This is a genomic window from Sphingobium cupriresistens, from assembly GCF_004152865.1.
In the GTDB taxonomy this organism is placed as follows: Bacteria; Pseudomonadota; Alphaproteobacteria; order Sphingomonadales; family Sphingomonadaceae; genus Sphingobium; species Sphingobium cupriresistens.
Map to the genome: position 1 here is coordinate 22587 of NZ_SEOO01000026.1, position 17948 is coordinate 40534.

Sequence of the window (17948 nt, forward strand, 5' to 3'; positions counted from 1 at the left end):
CCACCCCTGCCAGCGGCTGGGCTGATTTGTCCATGGGCAATGTCGGGCGGGACGGCTTGAAAAGGGCAGGGCATGAGCGCATGGACCCGGCATGACAGTGTCTCCCTTCACCCGCGCCGCTCCGCCCGTTTCGCGTCCCGCCGCCATCGCCCGCTGGTTGCTGGTCGTCGCCCTGCTGGTCTTCTGCATGGTGGTCGTGGGCGGCATCACCCGGCTGACCGAATCCGGCCTGTCGATTACGCAGTGGAAGCCGATCACCGGCGCCATTCCGCCGCTGACCCATGACCAGTGGATGGAGGCGTTTCGCCTCTATCAGCAGATCCCCGAATATCAGCAGATCAACCGCGGCATGACTCTGGGCGATTTCCAGTTCATATTCTTCTGGGAATGGGCGCATCGGCTACTCGGCCGCCTGATCGGCGTCGCCTTCGCCTTGCCGCTGCTCTGGTTCGCGGCGCGGCGGGCGATCCCCGCGGGCTATGGCGCTCGGCTGGTCGCCTTGCTGGCGCTGGGCGGGTTGCAGGGGGCGATCGGCTGGTGGATGGTGAAGTCGGGCCTGTCGGTGCGCACCGACGTCAGCCATTACCGGCTGGCGGTGCATCTGCTGACGGCGCTGTTCATCATCGGCGGCCTGGTGTGGACCGCGCTCGACCTGCGCGCGCTGGCGCGATCGCCGCGGGCGCGTCCTGCTGCGCTGCGTCCTTTCGCGCTGCTGGTGCTGCTGGTGCTGCTGGTCCAGTTGATGCTGGGGGCCTTCACCGCCGGCCTGGATGCGGGCTATGTGTCGAACACCTGGCCGCTGATGAACGACCATGTCGTGCCCGAAGGCATCCAGTGGCTGGGGTCGCTCTGGGCCACGGTGTCGAGCGATCCCTATCTCGTCCATTTCCTGCATCGCTGGTGGGCCTGGGTCGCCGCCGTGGCGCTGGTCGTGCTGGCGCGGCGCGGGAAACAGGCCGGGCAGCGGGGCGCATCGATCGCGATCAACGCGGCGGTCGGCACGCAAATCCTGCTGGGCATCGCCACCGTCATCAGCGGCATGGCGCTGCCGCTCGCCGTGCTGCACCAGGCGGTCGGCGCGCTGCTGGTCGCCGCCGCCGCCTGGGGCGCCCATGCCGTGGGCGCGCGCCGTTGAGGCGGCTGCTGGTCGCCGCGTTTGTCGCCCTCGGCCAGCCTGCAGCGGCGCAGGGCATAGCCATCCCTTTCGCACCGCCCACCGACCGGGCGCTGATCTATCGGATCGAGCAGCATCGGCCGGTGGAAGGCGCGACCCGCATGTTCAGCGCGACCCGCGACATGCGGTTCGAACGGGCGGGCGAGGGCTATATCTTGCAGGTGACGCTGCGCGACATCGACAGCGATGCGCCGGCCGCCGGGGCGGAGCCCTATCGCGCTGCGCTGACCCCCCCTGATCGGCGTGGTTCTGCGGTTCCGGCTGGACGGGCAGGGGCGGATCGTCGGCCTCGACAATGTCGACGCCGCCTGGGGCGCGGTGCAGGCGGGAATCGACGCCATGCTGGCCAATTTCGCGCCCGATACCCCGCGGCACAAGGCGGCCGCCAATGTAAAGGCGCTGTTCGCCAGCCTGTCGCCCGACGGCCGGCTTGCGCTGCTGGCGGGCGAAGTCCAGCCGCTCTTCCTGTTCGCAGGCAGCAGCGTGGCGGGGGGCGAGGGCCGCGGGCTGCGCACCGTGGCGGGATCGCCGCTGGGCCGGCCAGTGCCGGTCGAAGGCACGTTGCGCGTCGTGGGGCAGCCGGCCGATGCGCTGGACCTGGAGGAGAAACTGGCGGGCGCAGGCGTACAGGTCGGCATCCATTATCGCCTGTCGCGCACCAGCGGGCTGGTGGAAACGCAGCAGCGCAGCTTGGCCGTGGGATCGCTCGCCCTGACCGAAAGCCGGATGTTGACCCCAGTCAAATGAAGGGCGGTATTATTTTACCCGTCAGCAAAGCGGCCGAATCTCTTGACTTGTCGGGCCTCACCCGTCATTAGCGCCCCACTTCCGGGTGTCGGCGACGGCGCCCGGTTTCATTTTTTCATTCTGGAGTATTGGCACCATGAAGGCGCTGATGAAGACCACCAAGCCGGCGACCCCGGCGACGGTCGAAAAGAAGTGGGTCCTGATCGACGCCGAAGGCCTCGTCGTGGGCCGTCTCGCTTCGACCGTGGCGAATATCCTGCGTGGCAAGCACAAGACCAGCTTCACGCCCCATGTCGATTGCGGTGACAATGTCATCATCATCAACGCGGGCAAGGTCAAGTTCACCGGCAAGAAGCTGACGGACAAGGTCTATTACAAGCACACCGGCTATGCCGGCGGCATCAAGGAAACCACGCCTGCCAAGATCCTGGAAGGCCGTTTCCCCGAGCGCGTGCTTGAAAAGGCCATCGAGCGCATGATCCCCCGTGGCCCGCTGGGCCGCCAGCAGATGCGCAACCTGCGCGTCTTCGCCGGCACCGAGCATCCCCACGAAGCCCAGAACCCCGAAGTGCTCGACTTCGCGTCGCGCAACCGCAAGAACAAGGTGGGTGCATAATGTCCGATAACCGCCAGTCCCTGTCCGACCTCGCGGCGATCGCCGCCGAAGCCGCCGCCGCTCCGGTCGCTGCTGCTGCGCCTGCCGCTGCCGTGGAAGGTGAAGAAGCCGCTGCGCCGATCGCGCCCCCGGTTTCGACCATGCCGCTGCGCGAGCAGGAAATCGATGCCCAGGGCCGCGCCTATGCGACCGGCCGTCGTAAGGATGCCGTCGCCCGCGTGTGGGTGAAGCCCGGCACCGGCAAGATCACGGTCAATGGTCGCGATCAGGAAGTCTATTTCGCCCGTCCGACCCTGCGTCTGGTGATCAACCAGCCGTTCGGCGTGACCGATCGCAACGGTCAGTATGACGTGATCGCCACCGTGAAGGGCGGCGGCCTGTCGGGCCAGGCCGGCGCGGTCAAGCATGGCATCGCCCAGGCGCTGACGAAATATGAGCCCGCGCTGCGCAGCGCGGTCAAGGCCGAAGGCTTCCTGACTCGCGACAGCCGCGTCGTCGAGCGTAAGAAATACGGCAAGGCGAAGGCCCGTCGTAGCTTCCAGTTCTCGAAGCGCTAAGCTTTTTCGAACATCAAAACAAGAAAGGGGTCGGTTTCCGGTCCCTTTTTTGTTGCGCGTACAGATGGAGCTATCCGTCCGCCGGCACCGCCACATCGACCGCACCCGGCGCGATCTTCACGGTCACGGGCGTCTTCGCCAGCACTTCGCCGTCGATCGAGATGCGCTGGCGCGGCTTGGTTTCGATCCTGAACGACTGCCCATGAAATTCCTCGGTATGGGCGTCGCGATCGCGCAGCTTGAAGAATTTGGCGTACCAGTCCCAGGCCAGGCGCGGCTTGCTGCGCCCGACCACCGCCTGAATTACGATTTCACCGGTATCGACATCGGCATGGTCCGACAGTTCGACCCCGCCATGATAGGGACCGTTGAGGACACGCACTTCGGTCGACCACATGCGACGCTGGTTTTCGCCATCGTCGATCGTCAGGCGAAACGCGCGAAAGCCGACGGAACATTTGACCGCCCACATCAGATAGCCGATCCGCCCCAGATAGCGCTTCAGCTTGTGCGGCACGGTCTGGCCGATCATCGGGGACAGGCCCAGTGAGGCGGCGTTGACGAAGTAATCCTGATCGATCATGCCGAGGTCCACGCGGCGGCGCTTCCCCGATGCGATCGCCTGCACCGCGCCATCCAGATCTAGCGGCAGGCCCAATGTCCGTGCAAAGCTGTTCGCGGTCCCCAATGGCAACACGCCGAACACGCAGCCCTTGCCGACGAATTCGTCCACCGTGCCGGACATGGAGCCATCGCCGCCGCCGACGATCACCATCGGCGCGCCGCTTGCGACCGCCTCTCGCACGATCTGCGCCATCTTTTCGGGTTCTTCGACCGCATGGGCGGCGATCAGGCGGACGCCTGCGGCCTCCAGCTTCTCTTTCGCCTGCGCGAAATTATCCTGCCCGCGTCGGCTATGGGCGTTGACGACCAATATGGCGTCCTTGGGGAGGGGGTTCGTTTCCATGCCGCAATAACTCCGCCAAATCGATTTCGGGTGCATCCCAATGCTTAGGGAAACCATAGGCCATGGATTCGTTACCCTGGCATGGCTCGCATCGCACATCTCTCCGACATTCATTTTGGCGCCAACGATCCCAAGATCGTTGATGCCGCCACGGCCTGGCTGGAGGAGCGCCGCCCCGACTTGGTAGTCATCAGCGGCGACTTCACCCAGCGCGCGCGGGTGGAGCAGTTCAAGCAGGCCGCAGTCTGGCTGGGGCGGCTAAAGGCCGCGGGGCTCAAGACGCTGGTCATTCCGGGCAATCATGACGTGCCGCTTTACGACGTGGTGCGGCGTTTCGCGGCGCCGCTGGACCGCTACAAACGCTATATCAGCAACGACCTGTGCCCCTTTTACGAAGATGGCGAGGTTGCGATCCTGGGCCTCAACACCGCCCGTTCGCTGACGATAAAGGACGGGCGGATCAACCATGACCAGATGGACATGCTGCGCGCGCGCTTCGCCCATGTCGCGCCGGACAAGACCCGCATCCTCGTGACCCATCATCCGCTCTTTTCCATGCCGATCGGCCGGGGCGGGGAATTGAGCGAAGCGGTGGGTCAGCATGACGACGCGATCAAGGCCGCGTGCGAAGCCGGGGTGCATCTGGCGCTCGCCGGCCATTTCCACCGCACCTATGCGGAGGCTGCGCGCAAAATGGTCGAGCATAGCGGCGGCGCGCTGGTGATTCAGGCCGGCACGGCGACATCGACCCGGCTGCGCAACGCCGAGCCGCAAAGCTTCAACTGGCTGCATGTGCGGCGCAACAACGAGATGGAGTTGCAGGTGATCGTGTGGGACGGGGCGGCGTTCCGGCGCGCGAGCCATGTGGAATATCGGCATGACGGCGAGGCATGGGCATCACGGGAGGTTGCGGACGCGCCGACCGTGGGTGAGTTGGAGGGGCGGCGGGGACTGGGATGATGGCGGAGCGATCTGCCGGTTACGATACAAATTTTTCGGGGTAGCTGCCACCCAAGGCCTGACATAGGTCTTTTCATTATGAGCACGCAGATGACGGATATGGGCTGGGCGCTGAGCGAGAAGGAGAAGCAGACGCTGCGCCTGATCGTCCGCGGCCATGACGCAAAGTCGATCGCCCGCAGCCTGGGCCTGTCGGTCCATACGATCAACGAGCGGCTCCGCGACGCGCGGCGCAAGATGGCGGTGTCCAGCAGCCGGGAGGCCGCCCGGATGCTGCTGGAGGCTGAGAGTGGCGATCCGGGGGAGGCCCCCGATTATGTGGGGGACAGAGAAATCGGGGCAGACGTGGCTGCGACTGAGATGGATGAGGACAGCGCGCCGACCGGCGGCGCGGGACGGGCAACCCGTCCTTACCGGCTCATCATCGGAGTAGTTCTCATGACGTTTGTTCTTGGCCTGCTGGCGCTTGCCGCCTTGCCGCAACTTGCTTCCGCGCCGTCGTCCCAAGCGCCGGCCGTCACCCAGGCGGCGTCAAACGCCGAAGTGGTCGATGCGGCGCGGCGATGGCTGGCGCTAGGGGATCAGGGGCGCTGGGACGATGGCTATCGGACGACCGGATCATCCTTCCGCAAGGCCAATACGCCCCAGCTCTGGGCATCGGTGCAGGAAAAGGTGCGCACGCCGTTGGGTGCGATGATATCCCGCGACCTGCTTAGTCAGGAATATCTGCTTGCCCCGCCCAATGGCTTTGAGATGGTGAAGTTTCGCACGCGCTTCGCCAACAAGGCCGAGGCGACGGAGACGGTGACGCTGGAACGCGAAAATGGCGTCTGGCGTGTGGTGGCCGTCATGATCGAGTGAACCGCGAAAGCGCTATTCTTTCCCCTTCAATGCCGCCGCCAGAGACACGGTCGCGCTGCCGCGCCGGGCCGGTCCGACCTGGCTGGGATCGGGTTTCCAGCCGGACAGATAGACCAGCGCCATCCGCTCCGCCGTCCGCCCATCCGGGTCGGCGGCATCGGCGAAATGGCCCGCCGCGCGCGTCAGCGCGTCGCGGGTCAGCGCCGGCGCGCGCATGTTCAGCGCATTGCCCGCGCCCATGAAGCGCAGGTCGTGCATCAGGCGTACGACATCGCCATAACGGATGGCCAGCGTCTCGCCGTCCGCGACCGGCATGGCGAATCCGGCGCGGCTGAGCAGATCACCGGCCGATCGCACATCGACCTGCGGATGGACATGCTGGCCGGGCCGGTCGGCTTCGGCGGCGAGCAGGGCGGATTTGAGGCGGGGCAGGCTGCCCGCACCCGCAAAGGCCGCGAGCATCAACCCATCGGGGCGCAGCACGCGGCGCATCAGGATCAGCGCACCGGGCAGGTCGTTGACGCTGTCTAGCGTGCCGCAGGCGACGATCAGATCGAAACTGTCGTCGGCGAAGGGCAGGGCGTCTTCGTCCATCTGGACGCCGCCCGCCGCTTTAGCCGCGAGGAAGCCGGGATCGGCGCAGGCGACGCGCTTGCCTATCGCCTCCAGCGCCGCCTTCGCGCTGCCGTCCGGGCAGCCGATCACCAGCGCTTCGGGCAGGTCGCGCTGCACATCGGCCAAGCGATCGATCAACTCGTCCAGCATCGCGCGATAGAGGAAGTCATGATCGGCGAAGACGGGCAGCATCCGGTCGCGCTGGCGCGCACGCCGGGCGCGGTCGAAAATGTCGGGGCGGTCATCCATGGCGGGCCTTGTGCATCGGGCGCGAAGTGCGGACAAGGCAGATGATGTCGCTCCTCCCGCTTCTCAAGGGCGTTTTGCAGCCTGCGGTCGATTATGCGCTGCCACCGCGCTGCCCCGGTTGCGGCGCCATCGTGGGGGCGGATTTCGCCTTCTGCCTGTCCTGCTGGAGCGGCATGGAATTGCTGGGCGACCCCTGCTGCGCGCGCTGCGGCGCGCCTTTCCCGCACGACATGGGCGCGGGGGCCGAGTGTGGCGCGTGCGTGGCCAACCCGCCGCCCTGGGACAGCGCGCGCGCTGTGCTGGCCTATGGCGATGTGGCGAAGACGGTGGCGCTGCGGTTCAAATATGGGCGGCGCATCGGCCTCGCGCGACTGATCGCGCGGCAGATGCTGCGCCATGTGGGGAGTGCGGAGGCGCTGATCATGCCGGTGCCGCTGCACCGCTGGCGGCTTTGGCATCGGGGCTTCAACCAGTCGGCGCTGATCGCGGACCATCTGGGGCGGCTGACAGGCTGGCCGGTGGAGAAGCGCGCCTTGCGCCGGGTGAAGCGGACTGCGCCGCTGCGTGGGATGAACCCGGCGCAGCGGGCGAAGATGGTGCGCGGGGCCTTCGCGCTGGCGGATGCGTCCGCGATCAAGGGGCAGCGCGTGCTGTTGATCGACGATGTCCACACCAGCGGGGCGACGGCGGCGGCCTGCGCGCGGGTGCTCAAGCGTTGCGGCGCGGGCGACGTGCGGCTGCTCTGCTGGGCGCGTGTGTTGCCGGATGCCGATGTCGAATGAGGGGCGGCGATTGACAAAGCCGCGCGTTCCCCCAATTTCAGGGGAAAGGAGCTATTATGGCGAAAGTCGAAATCTATACCAAGGCTTGGTGCGGCTATTGCGCGCGGGCGAAGGCGCTGCTGACCGACAAGGGCGTGGCGTTCGAGGAATATGACATAACCATGGGCGGGCCCAAGCGTGACGAGATGCTGGACCGTGCGCCCGGCCGGACCACCGTGCCGCAAATCTTCATTGATGGCGCCCATATCGGCGGCAGCGACGATCTTGGCGCGCTGAACCGCGACGGCAAGCTGGACGCCTTGTTGGGCCTGTGAGCGACAAAATGCGCGCCGCCCTGTTTCAGATGACCAGCGGGATCGATCCCGCCGCCAATGCCGCCGCCATTGTCGAGAAGGTGAAGCGCGCCAAGGGCGAGGGCGCGGACATGCTGTTCACGCCCGAAATGGCCGGATATCTGGACCGCGACCGCCAGCGCGCGGCCGATACGCTGCGCAGCGAGGCGGAGGATGTGGTGCTGGCCGCAGTGCGCGACGCGGCGGCGCGGGAAGGGCTGTGGGTGCATATCGGGTCGCTGCCGCTGAAGGGCGAGCGGGCTGACGGACGCTGGGCCAATCGCAGCTTCCTGATCGACGACAGCGGCGGCATCCGCGCGCGCTATGACAAGATCCACCTGTTCGACGTCGATCTCGCCACCGGCGAAAGCTGGCGCGAATCCTCGGTCTACGGGCCGGGCGAGCAGGTGGTCGCTGCGGACACGCCCTGGGGTCGAATGGGCTTTTCCATCTGCTACGACATGCGCTTCCCCGATCTGTATCGCGCGTTGACCAATGCGGGCGCGACGATCCTGCTGGCGCCCGCTGCGTTCACCGTGCCGACCGGGCAGGCGCACTGGCATGTGCTGCTGCGTGCGCGGGCGATCGAGGCGGGCTGCTATGTCATTGCGACGGCGCAGGTGGGGACACATGCCGATGGCCGCATAACCTATGGCCATAGCGTGGTGATCGATCCCTGGGGCGAGGTGCTGCTTGATATGGGCGAGACGGCCGGACTGGGGCATGCGGATCTCGATCTTGGGCGCGTAGGGGATGTGCGCGGGCGCGTGCCAGCGATCGCCAACCGCCGTGTGATACCCAGGGATGTGACTGTTTCGTGATCGTGTTCGACCTCAAATGCGCAGGCCAGGGCCATGTGTTCGAAGCCTGGTTCGGGTCCGGCGCCGATTATGAGGATCAGAAGGCGCGCGGCCTGCTCGCCTGCCCGCTGTGCGGCGATGGCGATGTGACCAAGGCGGTGATGGCCCCTGCAGTGGGCGCGAAGGGCAATAGCCGTGCCGTTGCCGTGCGGGAAGAACCTGCCGCACCGGCGATGAGCGGCGCGGATCAGGCGAAGATGAAGGCGCTGGTCGAGGCGCTGGCGACGGCGCAGAGCAAGGCGCTGGAGGACAGCACCTGGGTCGGTCGCGGTTTCGCCGAGCAGGCGCGCGCGATGCATTACGGCGAAAAGGACCGCAGCAGCATCCATGGCGAGGTGGCCCCGGCCGAGGCCAAGGCGCTGATCGCGGAAGGGGTGGAGGTCGCGCCGCTCCCCTTTCCGGTCATCCCGCCGCAGGCCAAGAATTGAGCCATTAAATTGACCGCCGAGAATTGACCGGGCTCTTCGCGCGCAATAGAGCCATCGCCGGGCACCCGTAGCTCAGCAGGATAGAGCATCAGATTCCTAATCTGAGGGCCATGGGTTCGAATCCCGTCGGGTGCACCACCTTTGGCATTTGCGCCTTCTTTTCCCCGGTGTCGTCGGCGCTATTGGCTAACCGTTGAGCAAGGTTAGCCATCAACATTTCAGCCGCAACGTCCGAGAGGGTGGGGCTGGCGGCGGGCGCGATGTTGCTGGACCGGCCTGACCGACCGACCGCCATCTGCGCCAGCAATGACGACATGGCCGCCGCGATCGTCTCACTGGCGCACCGGCGCGGGGCGGGGACGCCACAGCCCGCATGAACGACTATCTGGCGCATGAGTTGGTGATACGCGAGTCGGTGGCCGCTGTTACAGCCACTTCAGCTTCCTGAACCGGGCGTAGAGCAGCGAACACACCACGCCGATCACGCCCAGCACCACGAAATAGCCGTAGCGCGTCTTGAGTTCGGGCATATGTTCGAAATTCATGCCGTAAATTCCCGCAATCGCGGTCGGCACGGCCAGGATCGCGGCCCAGGCGGCAAGCTGGCGGGTAATCTCGCCGGTGCGTTGCTGCTCCAATAGGTTGCTCGATTCGAATACGCTGTTCAGGATTTCGCGCAAATCATCGACCATCGTCTGCACCCGGCGGACATGGTCGCGCACGTCGCTGAAATAGGGCCGGGCTTCGGGATCGATGCTGGGCAGATCCATCTTGACGAATTTGGTCGCGACCTCCTGCATAGGCAGCAGGACGCGCTGGAAGCGGATCAGCTGGCGGCGCAGGCTGAAGATGCGGGTGATATCCTCCCGGCGCAGGAAATGGTCGATCATCTGCTGCTCCATTTCCAGCACCTCCTCCTCGATCCCCTCGATAATCGGCAGATAGCCGTCGACGATGAAGTCGAGGATAGCGTGCAGCACATAATCCACCCCCTGGGCCAGGCGGGACGGCACGGCCTCCAACTCCTCGCGCAGCGCCAGATGGGCGCGCGCCGATCCGTGGCGGACGCTGATGATATGGCTGGGGCCAACGAACAGAGCGGTTTCACCGTAGCATATGGCGTCGCCCTCGACATGGGCGGTGCGGGCGACCACGAACAACTGGTCGCCGTAAATATCGACCTTGGGCAACTGGTTGGCCTTGATCGCATCCTCGATCGCCAGCGGATGCAGGCCATGGGTTCGGGCCAGCGTCTCCATTTCCTCCACCGTCGGGTCGGCCACGCCGATCCAGATGAATTCGGACTTGTCGGGCGCGCAATCGACCCGCTCGTCGATCGCCACCGGGCGGACTCGCTGGCCGTTGCGATAGAGATAGGCGGCGACGACGGTCATGCGCGTGTTTCCCTTTGGTTTCCGTCCGCTAGCAGACAATTTCAACCGCGTCGCGCCTTTCGCCGCATCCCTGCGCCAGCCCATATGATTTTTGCTGAAGGGGGTGGCGATTGACTTTGGCATGACATAGTTCACGCCGAAAGGGGCGCATAGAAGAACGCGCGGCACATGCTTGGAGGGGGCGGGTCGCACGAGAATATGGAGCTGTGCCTTGCACATCATAACTATCGATTTCGAGGCGTCCTGCCTACCACGCCATGGACGGTCCTTCCCGATCGAAGTGGGCATAGCCGATGGCGACAGGTCGCGCAGTTGGCTGATTCGCCCGCATGATAGCTGGGCCGGCTGGGACTGGACGGCGGAGGCCGAGGCGTTGCATGGCCTGAGCCGCGAGCGGATCGCGTGCGAGGGGCAACCTGCCGCCGTCGTGCTGGCAGAACTGGCCGGCGCGACGCAGGGACGGCGGGTGGTCGCCGACAGCCTGATCGATCAATATTGGCTTGATACCCTGGCGGCCGCGGCCGGCGCGCCGACGCCTTTCACGATTCAACATGTTGCGACCCTGTTCGATGAGCAGGGCGCGGACGAGCGACGGATCATCGCCGCCATGGCCTTCGCCGATGGGCAGGGGGCGACGCGGCATCGCGCGGCCGGGGATGCGCTGTGGTTGTCGGCGCTGATCGCGCATCTTTGCGGCGGGGCGATGCCGCCGCCTTTGCCGGTCCTGATCGCCGCGCAATGAAGGGCCGATAATTGCGCTGGCAATGATTTGTTACATACGGCAAATTACGGAGACATTCGCCAACCGTAAATCTTTCCGCTGTTCGCGATCGCACGGCCAAAAGTCGCAGATTGCCTCTGCCGCGGAGGAGACGCCCATGTCGCCGATTATAGCCCTTATCCAGGCGGCTCTGTCCGCCAAAGTCGGTTCCACTCCGGGCGCTGTTCAGGGCGGATGAATCCACCACTGATACTGGTCGCCGAAACACAGCAGGATTTGCGGCGCGAGATACGCGAATATCTGGAGCAAAGCGGATTTCGTGCTTTGCCTGCGGCGTCGGCGGCCGATATTTTCAGCGCCCTCACCACCACGCCGGTTGGAGCGGTCGTGCTGGATGCGGCGCTGCGTGGGCCTGATGGACTCGATTTGTGCCGCGATATCCGCGAACGTAGCGACGTGCCCGTCATCCTCGTCGGATCGAACAGCTCGGAGGTCGACCGCGTGGTCGGGTTGGAGCTGGGCGCGGACGATTATATGGACAAACCCTATGCGATCCGCGAACTCGCCGCCCGTCTGCGCGCGGTGCTGCGTCGCGGCCGGAGCGAGCGGGCGCTGGGCCTGCGTCGCCAGACAGAGGCTATTTTCGACGGCTGGATCGTGGATTTCGCTCGGCGGGAAGTGACAGATCCATGCGGGCGTCTGGTCGAACTGACCGCCGCCGAATTCGCGCTGCTGGCGGTTTTTCTGGACCATGCGCAAACGGTCATCGCGCGCGCGCGGTTGATGGAGCTTGCGGGCGTGCGCGACGCGCCATCGTCCGATCGCAGCATCGATGTGCTGGTCAGCCGGCTGCGCCGCAAGCTGGGCGCGGGCGGACGGTCTGCGCCAATTGTTACCGTTCGTGGCGTGGGCTATATGTTCAGCGCTGTGGTCGATCGGCGCTGACCGGGGTTTCCAGCTTCTACGCGCCGATTATGCGGTTTGGCGCGACAATCGCACGGTCCATTACTCAGACATAGTTTTTAACAAAGCCGCTGCGCTGCAGCAAAACCGCGTCCTTATTCTTGGCCTCAAGCCGGTCCGCCCCCTGACTGGCGCCATGTTAGAAGAGGATAGACTCCATGAACGAGCTACTCGGTCGCGTATTCAGCTTCGAAACCAAGGTTTTCCCGAACGAAAGCGCGCTCTACAACCAACTGGCCAGCCACGGCCAAAGCCCCAAGGCGCTGATGATCTCCTGCGCCGATTCGCGCATCGTTCCCGAACATATCATGCAGGCGGCGCCCGGCGATCTGTTCGTCTGCCGCAACGCCGGCAACATCGTCCCCCCGCACGCCACGCAGAATGGCGGCGTCACCTCCACCGTCGAATATGCGGTGATGGTGCTGGGCGTGCGCGACATCATCATCTGCGGCCATAGCGACTGCGGCGCGATGAAGGCGCTGTCTACCAATGCCGACCTGACGAAGATGCCCAACGTCGCCGCCTGGCTGCGCCACAGCCATGCCGCGCAAATGGTCTGCCGCGAAAATTATCCCGACGATCTGAGCGATGCTGAAAAGCTGCGCAACATGGCGTTGGAAAATGTCGTCGCCCAACTCGCGCATCTGCGCACCCATCCTTCGGTGGCGTCGGGCATCGCGCGCGGCGAAATCGCGCTGCACGGCTGGTACGTCGATATCCACGCCGGTCAGATACTGGGGCTGGATGGCGAAACCGGCCAATTCTCGCCCCTGCGCGAAGGCCAGCCGATGCCGGTCGCGCTTCCCCATGGCCGCCGCCTCGCTGGCGCAGCGGCCGTTGCCCAAGCGGCGGAGTAAATCATGCTGAAGGCTCTTTCCGGCGGCAATTTCAGCCGCGACTTCACGGCGTCGATCGTCGTCTTCCTGGTGGCGATGCCGCTCTGCATGGGCATCGCCATTGCTTCCGGCGTGCCGCCGGAGAAGGGCCTCATCACCGGCATTATCGGCGGCCTGGTCGTCGGCCTGCTGGCGGGTTCGCCGTTGCAGGTCAGCGGTCCGGCCGCCGGTCTTGCGGTGATCGTCTTTGAAATCGTCCGCGAACAGGGGCTGTCCGCCCTCGGTCCCATCCTCATTCTGGCGGGCGCGATCCAGATCGTCGCCGGCCTGTTGCGGGTCGGCGGCTGGTTTCGCGCCATTTCACCGGCGGTCGTGCATGGTATGCTCGCCGGGATCGGCGTGCTGATCGTCGTCGGCCAGTTCCATGTGCTGTTCGACGATAAGCCCCTATCCAGCGGCCTGCATAACCTGATCGCCATGCCGGGTCAGATTTTCGGCCTGTCGAACGGCGATGCGGCAACCGCCTTCGCCGTCGGCCTCGTCACCATCTTCAGCATGTTGGGTTGGGAGAAATTCCGTCCCGCATCGTTGAAACTGGTGCCCGGCGCGCTTGTTGGCGTGGTGACCGCGACGATCGTCGCTTTTGCGCTTGGCCTGCCGGTCGCGCGCGTGGTCGTGCCCGAATCGATCGTCGCGGCGGTCGCCTTGCCCGAAGCCGGGCTGATGGCGCAGTTGATGAACCCGACGATCATCACCACCGCCATCGCCATCGCCTTCATCGCCAGCGCCGAAACCTTGCTGTCGGCCGCGGCGGTCGACCGCATGCACGACGGCGTGCGCACCAATTATAATCGCGAACTTAGCGCCCAGGGCGTGGGCAACCTGCTTTGCGGCTTCGCCGGCGCGCTGCCGATGACTGGCGTCATCGTCCGCAGTTCGGCCAACGTCCAGGCCGGGGCCAAGACCCGTCTGTCGGCGATCCTCCACGGCGTCTGGATTTTGGGCTTCGTCGCTCTGCTGCCCTGGCTGCTGCGCGAAATTCCGATGGCCGCGCTGGCCGGCATTCTGGTCATCACCGGCGTCCGCTTGGTCAGCGTCGCGCATGTCAAGCATCTGTTCCACCTTTACGGTCCGCTGCCCGCGATCGTCTGGGCGGCGACGCTGATCTGCGTCGTGGCGACCGACCTGCTGACCGGCGTGCTGGTGGGCATCGGCCTGTCGCTGCTCGAACTGCTGCCTCACGCCACACGCTTGCGGTTGAAGGTGGATGAGGAAAGTCGGGGCGAAGCGCATGAGGTGGCGCTGCGCGGCACCGCCACATTCCTCAACTTGCCCAAATTGTCGGCCAAGCTTGAATCTCTGCCGGCCGCCGGAGTGGTCATACTGAATGTCGAACGGCTCGGCCATATCGATCATACGTGCGCGGAAATGTTGCGCGAATGGGTCGATCGCCGCCGGGTCGCGGGTGGGCCGGTCGAATTGTTCGGCGCCACCGGACGGATGCGTCAACTCGTCGCCTGATCCCCCAAAAAAAATCGGGCGATGTCCTGAGCCGTCGCGTCTCACCGGGCGCGGCGGCTTTTCTTTATGGCGAGTTAAACTAGCAACATAATAGCAACATTATGTTGCTAATTCAGCAAAGAACCGTGCCCGGCATATCACAGCCGGCCTGGTCCTTTCGCAGTTGCAGTAAAAGCGGTTTGTCTCGCGGGCAGGACAGAATAGGGCAAGGTCATCCGCCGGTATCGAAGACGATCAATAACAGATCTTCGGACCAGAGCGGATGCAGGACGGAACATTCCAACGTAAAGGGGAATGTTCATGAAGTATCAAATAGCCTGTGCCGCCCTCGCGCTCATGTCCAGCGTACCGGCTTTCGCGCAGGAAGAACCCGCCAGCCCCGTCACCGTTACCGGCAGCGTTGCGATGGTTTCGGACTATCGCTTCCGCGGCGTTTCGATGTCGGACAAGGGCATGGCCGTCCAAGGCGGCATTTCCGTCAGTCATGAATCCGGCGCTTACGCCGGAATCTGGGGTTCCAACCTGTCGGGTTGGGGCACTTTTGGCGGCGCCAATATGGAACTGGATCTCAATGCCGGCTACGCTGTTGATCTTGGAGGCGCCAAGCTCGACGTCGGCCTCATCTGGTATATGTATCCCAGCGGTTTCGACGAAACCGATTTCGCCGAACCCTATGTCAAGCTGTCGAGCGCCCTGGGTCCAGTCAATGCCCTGGTCGGCGTCGCCTATGCTCCCAAGCAGGAAGCGCTGGGCAAGACATGCAGCGATGCGGCTTGCACCGTGTTCCGGCCGGGCAAGAAGAACGATAATCTCTATCTCTGGACCGACGTCAATTCGGCAATCCCCAACACGCCGGTCACTGTGAAGGCGCATCTGGGCTGGTCGAAGGGCAATTCCGGCTTGGGTCCCAACGGCACCTCGCTGGCGCCTACCGGCAAATATCTTGATTGGTTGGTTGGCGCGGACGTCGCCATCCCCGGCACGCCGCTGACGCTGGGCGTGGCCTATGTCGACACCGACATCGCCCGCGTCGAGGAAAACTATATCCGTCCCAACTTCTCGGTGGCGGACGGCGATAATGCCGGCAAGTCGATCGCGCGCAGCCAAGTCGTGTTCTCGATCTCGGCCGCTTTCTGATCCGTCGCCGGGCCTGGTTCGCCAGGCCCGGCATTGGTCTTCAGGCTTTGGCGCGCGCCGGGATTTTCCCCGCCGTGACAAATTGTTGCTACAGTCGCGTTTCTGGACTTCCCGCGACCCGCGCGGTTGACCCCCGATCCGCCGCCCCCTATTTCCCGACCATGACATTTTGTGCGCTGACGCCTTCATGACCGCCCCGTCGATCATCCTTGTCGAGGACGATCCGCCGTTGCGCACGCTGACCGCGCGGGCGCTCCAGGAACATGGTTATCAGGTGCGTCCCGCATCCTCCGGCCCTGAAATGTGGGTGGCCTTCGACGCCGGCCCGGTCGATCTCGTCGTCCTCGACGTCATGCTGCCCGGCACCAACGGCATCGACCTGTGCCGTCAGATCCGGCGCAAGAGCGACGTCCCCATCATCTTCATCAGCGCCAAGGGTAGCGAGACGGACCGGATCGTCGGGTTGGAATTGGGCGCGGACGATTATCTGCCCAAGCCCTTTGGCACGCGCGAACTGATCGCCCGCATCCGCGCCATCCTGCGCCGCGTCGGGGTGGAGCGCGGCCCGGATGAGCATCGGGAGAGCGAGGCGCATTTTGACGGCTGGAACGTCAACTTCCCCCGGCGCGAACTTCGCTCCCCCACCGGCGCGATCGTCGAGCTGACCGGCGCGGAATTCGACCTGCTCGGTTCCTTCCTCAGCCATCCGCAGCGGGTCATCGCGCGCGAGCGGTTGATCGAATTGTCGCGCACCCGCATGGGCGACAGCAGCGATCGCAGCATTGACGTCCTCGTCAGCCGCCTGCGCCGTAAATTGTCCACCGCCGACAAGGGCGCGCCGATCACCACCGTCCGCGGTGTTGGCTATATGTTCAACGCAGAGGTCAGCCGCGCTTGAGACGCCATGTCAGGGGATCGCTGGGGCTGGTTGGCCGCCTGTTCGCGATCCTGCTGTTGACGGTGATGCTGGAATTTGCGGTCGGCACGCTCATTTATGAGCGCACCAGCCAGATATCGTTGCAGGATGATGAGGCGCGGCGCCTGGCCGAGCATCTGGTCATCGCCCGCAAGCTGCTGACCGAGCAGCCGCGAGCGGAACGCCCCGCGCTCGGCCTGCAACTGACCACCGATCGCTACGATGTCCATTGGTCGCCCGCCGCGCCGCCGCCGCTCTCGCCGGAACTGGAGCGGATGCGCCAGCAGATCATCGCCTGGGAACCCAGCCTGGAGCGCTCGCGTCTCTGGCTGCGGCTGGCCGCGCCCAATCGCCATTCGGAAATCAATGGCGGGTTGCAACTGCCCGACGGCAGCTGGCTCTATTTCGGTATGCACCATAGCGGCAGCAAATGGGCTTTCACCCTGGGTCGGCTGGGGCTGGCGCTGATCCCGGTGCTGGCGTTGCTGATCGCCGGCTGGCTGCTGATTCGCCGCACGCTCGCCCCGTTGCGCGACCTCACCCATGCGACCCACCGGATCGGCCTGGGGTCGGCGGTCATGGTGCCCGAAGCAGGGACCAGCGACGTGCGCAACCTGATCGCCGCTTTTAATGCAATGCAGTCGCGCCTCCACCGCCTCATCAACGAACGCACCGAAACGCTGGCGGCGGTCGGCCATGATCTGCGCACGCCGCTCGCCCGGCTGCAATTGCGGCTTGAAGAGGTGAAGGATGCTGACATTCAGCAGGCGATGGCCGGCGACCTGGAGGAAATGGGCGCGATGCTGGAATCGCTGCTCGCCTTCCTGGGTGGCGAAAAAGACCCTGAGCCGCCCGTGCGCACCGATGTCGCGGTCACCATCGCCACCATCGTCGATGCTTTCCAGGACCATGGCGACGACGTTGCCTATGATGGGCCGGATCATCTGGAAATGGAGGTTCGCGCGCTGTCGCTGCGTCGCGCGGTGCGCAACCTGATCGAAAACGCGCTCCACTATGGCGATCGCGCCCGCGTTTCGCTGGAGCGGGTCGGCGCCGAGATATTGATCCGCGTCGATGATGATGGCCCCGGCATCCCGCGCGAACAACTGGATGAGGTGCTGCGGCCCTTCGCCCGGCTCGACGACGCGCGCCAGCGCAACACGCGCGGCCTGGGCCTGGGCCTGGCCATCGTCGCCAAAGCGGTGCGGGCGGAAGGCGGGCAGTTAACGCTCGCCAACCGGCCCGAAGGCGGGCTGCGCGCCGAAATCTGCCTGCACCTGCCCAGGTCCGGGCCGCGCGGCTAAAAGAGAAA

Annotated in this window: 20 protein-coding genes and 1 tRNA gene; 18 read left to right on the top strand and 3 right to left on the bottom strand. The window is 65.1% G+C overall.

All coding sequences use genetic code 11. The features are described 5' to 3' along the window. Positions 1 to 91 precede the first annotated feature (91 nt). The 4 genes from EWH12_RS15205 (at position 92) to rpsI (ending at position 3094) form a co-directional block, all read left to right on the top strand. Positions 92 to 1135 (top strand): COX15/CtaA family protein, encoded by a 1044-nt coding sequence (locus EWH12_RS15205; protein ID WP_129927098.1) that lies wholly within the window; start codon positions 92 to 94, stop codon positions 1133 to 1135. Positions 1136 to 1417: 282 nt separating this feature from the next. Next, entirely contained in the window at positions 1418 to 1921 is a 504-nt protein-coding gene (locus tag EWH12_RS22685; RefSeq protein ID WP_242496080.1) for a hypothetical protein, read from the top strand. Positions 1922 to 2057: 136 nt separating this feature from the next. Then, entirely contained in the window at positions 2058 to 2537 is a 480-nt protein-coding gene (gene rplM / locus EWH12_RS15215; protein ID WP_129927099.1) for a 50S ribosomal protein L13, read from the top strand. Then, positions 2537 to 3094, top strand: a complete 558-nt coding sequence (rpsI, locus tag EWH12_RS15220) for a 30S ribosomal protein S9 (protein ID WP_129927100.1) — start codon at positions 2537 to 2539, stop codon at positions 3092 to 3094. The genes rplM and rpsI overlap by 1 nt, the downstream gene beginning before the upstream one ends. 70 nt (positions 3095 to 3164) lie before the next feature. On the opposite strand, the gene EWH12_RS15225 is transcribed toward rpsI, so the two are convergent. Next, complete coding sequence (locus tag EWH12_RS15225; RefSeq protein WP_129927101.1) at positions 3165 to 4061, bottom strand: diacylglycerol/lipid kinase family protein; 897 nt, start codon at positions 4059 to 4061, stop codon at positions 3165 to 3167. A gap of 81 nt (positions 4062 to 4142) precedes the next feature. On the opposite strand from EWH12_RS15225, the gene EWH12_RS15230 reads away from it, so the two are divergent. Then, positions 4143 to 5021, top strand: a complete 879-nt coding sequence (locus EWH12_RS15230; protein ID WP_129927102.1) for a metallophosphoesterase family protein — start codon at positions 4143 to 4145, stop codon at positions 5019 to 5021. 78 nt (positions 5022 to 5099) lie between these two features. Then, complete coding sequence (locus EWH12_RS15235; RefSeq protein WP_129927103.1) at positions 5100 to 5882, top strand: helix-turn-helix domain-containing protein; 783 nt, start codon at positions 5100 to 5102, stop codon at positions 5880 to 5882. Positions 5883 to 5894: 12 nt separating this feature from the next. On the opposite strand, the gene EWH12_RS15240 is transcribed toward EWH12_RS15235, so the two are convergent. After that, positions 5895 to 6746: a methyltransferase domain-containing protein gene (locus tag EWH12_RS15240; protein ID WP_129927104.1), complete on the bottom strand. Its 852-nt coding sequence runs from the start codon at positions 6744 to 6746 to the stop codon at positions 5895 to 5897. A gap of 41 nt (positions 6747 to 6787) precedes the next feature. On the opposite strand from EWH12_RS15240, the gene EWH12_RS15245 reads away from it, so the two are divergent. From EWH12_RS15245 to EWH12_RS15265, 5 genes are all read left to right on the top strand, one after another. Further along, positions 6788 to 7528 carry a ComF family protein gene (locus EWH12_RS15245; RefSeq protein WP_129927105.1) on the top strand — a complete coding sequence of 247 codons (741 nt, stop codon included), beginning with the start codon at positions 6788 to 6790 and terminating at the stop codon, positions 7526 to 7528. Between the two features lie 56 nt (positions 7529 to 7584). Then, positions 7585 to 7842, top strand: a complete 258-nt coding sequence (gene grxC / locus EWH12_RS15250; RefSeq protein WP_066604234.1) for a glutaredoxin 3 — start codon at positions 7585 to 7587, stop codon at positions 7840 to 7842. 8 nt (positions 7843 to 7850) lie between these two features. Continuing rightward, positions 7851 to 8681, top strand: coding sequence for a carbon-nitrogen hydrolase family protein (locus EWH12_RS15255; protein WP_129927119.1), 831 nt, complete (start codon positions 7851 to 7853; stop codon positions 8679 to 8681). Then, positions 8678 to 9148, top strand: coding sequence for a DUF1178 family protein (locus EWH12_RS15260; RefSeq protein WP_129927106.1), 471 nt, complete (start codon positions 8678 to 8680; stop codon positions 9146 to 9148). The genes EWH12_RS15255 and EWH12_RS15260 overlap by 4 nt, the downstream gene beginning before the upstream one ends. 61 nt (positions 9149 to 9209) lie before the next feature. After that, a tRNA-Arg gene (locus EWH12_RS15265) sits at positions 9210 to 9286 on the top strand. A gap of 287 nt (positions 9287 to 9573) precedes the next feature. Here the strand turns inward: EWH12_RS15265 and EWH12_RS15270 are convergent. After that, positions 9574 to 10542, bottom strand: coding sequence for a magnesium and cobalt transport protein CorA (locus EWH12_RS15270; RefSeq protein ID WP_066605605.1), 969 nt, complete (start codon positions 10540 to 10542; stop codon positions 9574 to 9576). 211 nt (positions 10543 to 10753) lie between these two features. On the opposite strand from EWH12_RS15270, the gene EWH12_RS15275 reads away from it, so the two are divergent. The 7 genes from EWH12_RS15275 to EWH12_RS15305 all read left to right on the top strand — a co-directional run bounded on the left by EWH12_RS15275 (position 10754) and on the right by EWH12_RS15305 (position 17940). After that, positions 10754 to 11284, top strand: a complete 531-nt coding sequence (locus EWH12_RS15275) for a 3'-5' exonuclease (protein ID WP_129927107.1) — start codon at positions 10754 to 10756, stop codon at positions 11282 to 11284. 213 nt (positions 11285 to 11497) lie between these two features. After that, positions 11498 to 12208 (top strand): response regulator transcription factor, encoded by a 711-nt coding sequence (locus tag EWH12_RS15280; protein ID WP_066604228.1) that lies wholly within the window; start codon positions 11498 to 11500, stop codon positions 12206 to 12208. Positions 12209 to 12384: 176 nt separating this feature from the next. After that, positions 12385 to 13083, top strand: a complete 699-nt coding sequence (locus EWH12_RS15285; protein WP_066604221.1) for a carbonic anhydrase — start codon at positions 12385 to 12387, stop codon at positions 13081 to 13083. Positions 13084 to 13086: 3 nt separating this feature from the next. Continuing rightward, a complete protein-coding gene (locus tag EWH12_RS15290) occupies positions 13087 to 14583 on the top strand; it encodes a SulP family inorganic anion transporter (protein ID WP_066604219.1) in 1497 nt (498 codons plus the stop codon). A gap of 294 nt (positions 14584 to 14877) precedes the next feature. After that, positions 14878 to 15720 carry a TorF family putative porin gene (locus EWH12_RS15295; protein ID WP_066604217.1) on the top strand — a complete coding sequence of 281 codons (843 nt, stop codon included), beginning with the start codon at positions 14878 to 14880 and terminating at the stop codon, positions 15718 to 15720. Between the two features lie 187 nt (positions 15721 to 15907). Beyond that, entirely contained in the window at positions 15908 to 16618 is a 711-nt protein-coding gene (locus EWH12_RS15300; RefSeq protein WP_066604215.1) for a response regulator, read from the top strand. Beyond that, positions 16615 to 17940 (top strand): ATP-binding protein, encoded by a 1326-nt coding sequence (locus EWH12_RS15305; RefSeq protein WP_129927108.1) that lies wholly within the window; start codon positions 16615 to 16617, stop codon positions 17938 to 17940. The genes EWH12_RS15300 and EWH12_RS15305 overlap by 4 nt, the downstream gene beginning before the upstream one ends. Positions 17941 to 17948: the final 8 nt, after the last annotated feature.

Coding starts and splice junctions, on each gene's coding strand:
- EWH12_RS15300 (WP_066604215.1), top strand. CDS start 15,908: ATGACCGCCCCGTCGATCATCCTTGTCGAGGACGATCCGCCGTTGCGC.
- EWH12_RS15290 (WP_066604219.1), top strand. CDS start 13,087: ATGCTGAAGGCTCTTTCCGGCGGCAATTTCAGCCGCGACTTCACGGCG.
- EWH12_RS15280 (WP_066604228.1), top strand. CDS start 11,498: ATGAATCCACCACTGATACTGGTCGCCGAAACACAGCAGGATTTGCGG.
- rpsI (WP_129927100.1), top strand. CDS start 2,537: ATGTCCGATAACCGCCAGTCCCTGTCCGACCTCGCGGCGATCGCCGCC.
- EWH12_RS15230 (WP_129927102.1), top strand. CDS start 4,143: ATGGCTCGCATCGCACATCTCTCCGACATTCATTTTGGCGCCAACGAT.
- rplM (WP_129927099.1), top strand. CDS start 2,058: ATGAAGGCGCTGATGAAGACCACCAAGCCGGCGACCCCGGCGACGGTC.
- EWH12_RS15240 (WP_129927104.1), bottom strand. CDS start 6,746: ATGGATGACCGCCCCGACATTTTCGACCGCGCCCGGCGTGCGCGCCAG.
- EWH12_RS15235 (WP_129927103.1), top strand. CDS start 5,100: ATGAGCACGCAGATGACGGATATGGGCTGGGCGCTGAGCGAGAAGGAG.
- EWH12_RS15255 (WP_129927119.1), top strand. CDS start 7,851: ATGCGCGCCGCCCTGTTTCAGATGACCAGCGGGATCGATCCCGCCGCC.
- EWH12_RS15245 (WP_129927105.1), top strand. CDS start 6,788: ATGATGTCGCTCCTCCCGCTTCTCAAGGGCGTTTTGCAGCCTGCGGTC.
- EWH12_RS15295 (WP_066604217.1), top strand. CDS start 14,878: ATGTTCATGAAGTATCAAATAGCCTGTGCCGCCCTCGCGCTCATGTCC.
- EWH12_RS15285 (WP_066604221.1), top strand. CDS start 12,385: ATGAACGAGCTACTCGGTCGCGTATTCAGCTTCGAAACCAAGGTTTTC.
- EWH12_RS15205 (WP_129927098.1), top strand. CDS start 92: ATGACAGTGTCTCCCTTCACCCGCGCCGCTCCGCCCGTTTCGCGTCCC.
- EWH12_RS15225 (WP_129927101.1), bottom strand. CDS start 4,061: ATGGAAACGAACCCCCTCCCCAAGGACGCCATATTGGTCGTCAACGCC.
- EWH12_RS15270 (WP_066605605.1), bottom strand. CDS start 10,542: ATGACCGTCGTCGCCGCCTATCTCTATCGCAACGGCCAGCGAGTCCGC.
- grxC (WP_066604234.1), top strand. CDS start 7,585: ATGGCGAAAGTCGAAATCTATACCAAGGCTTGGTGCGGCTATTGCGCG.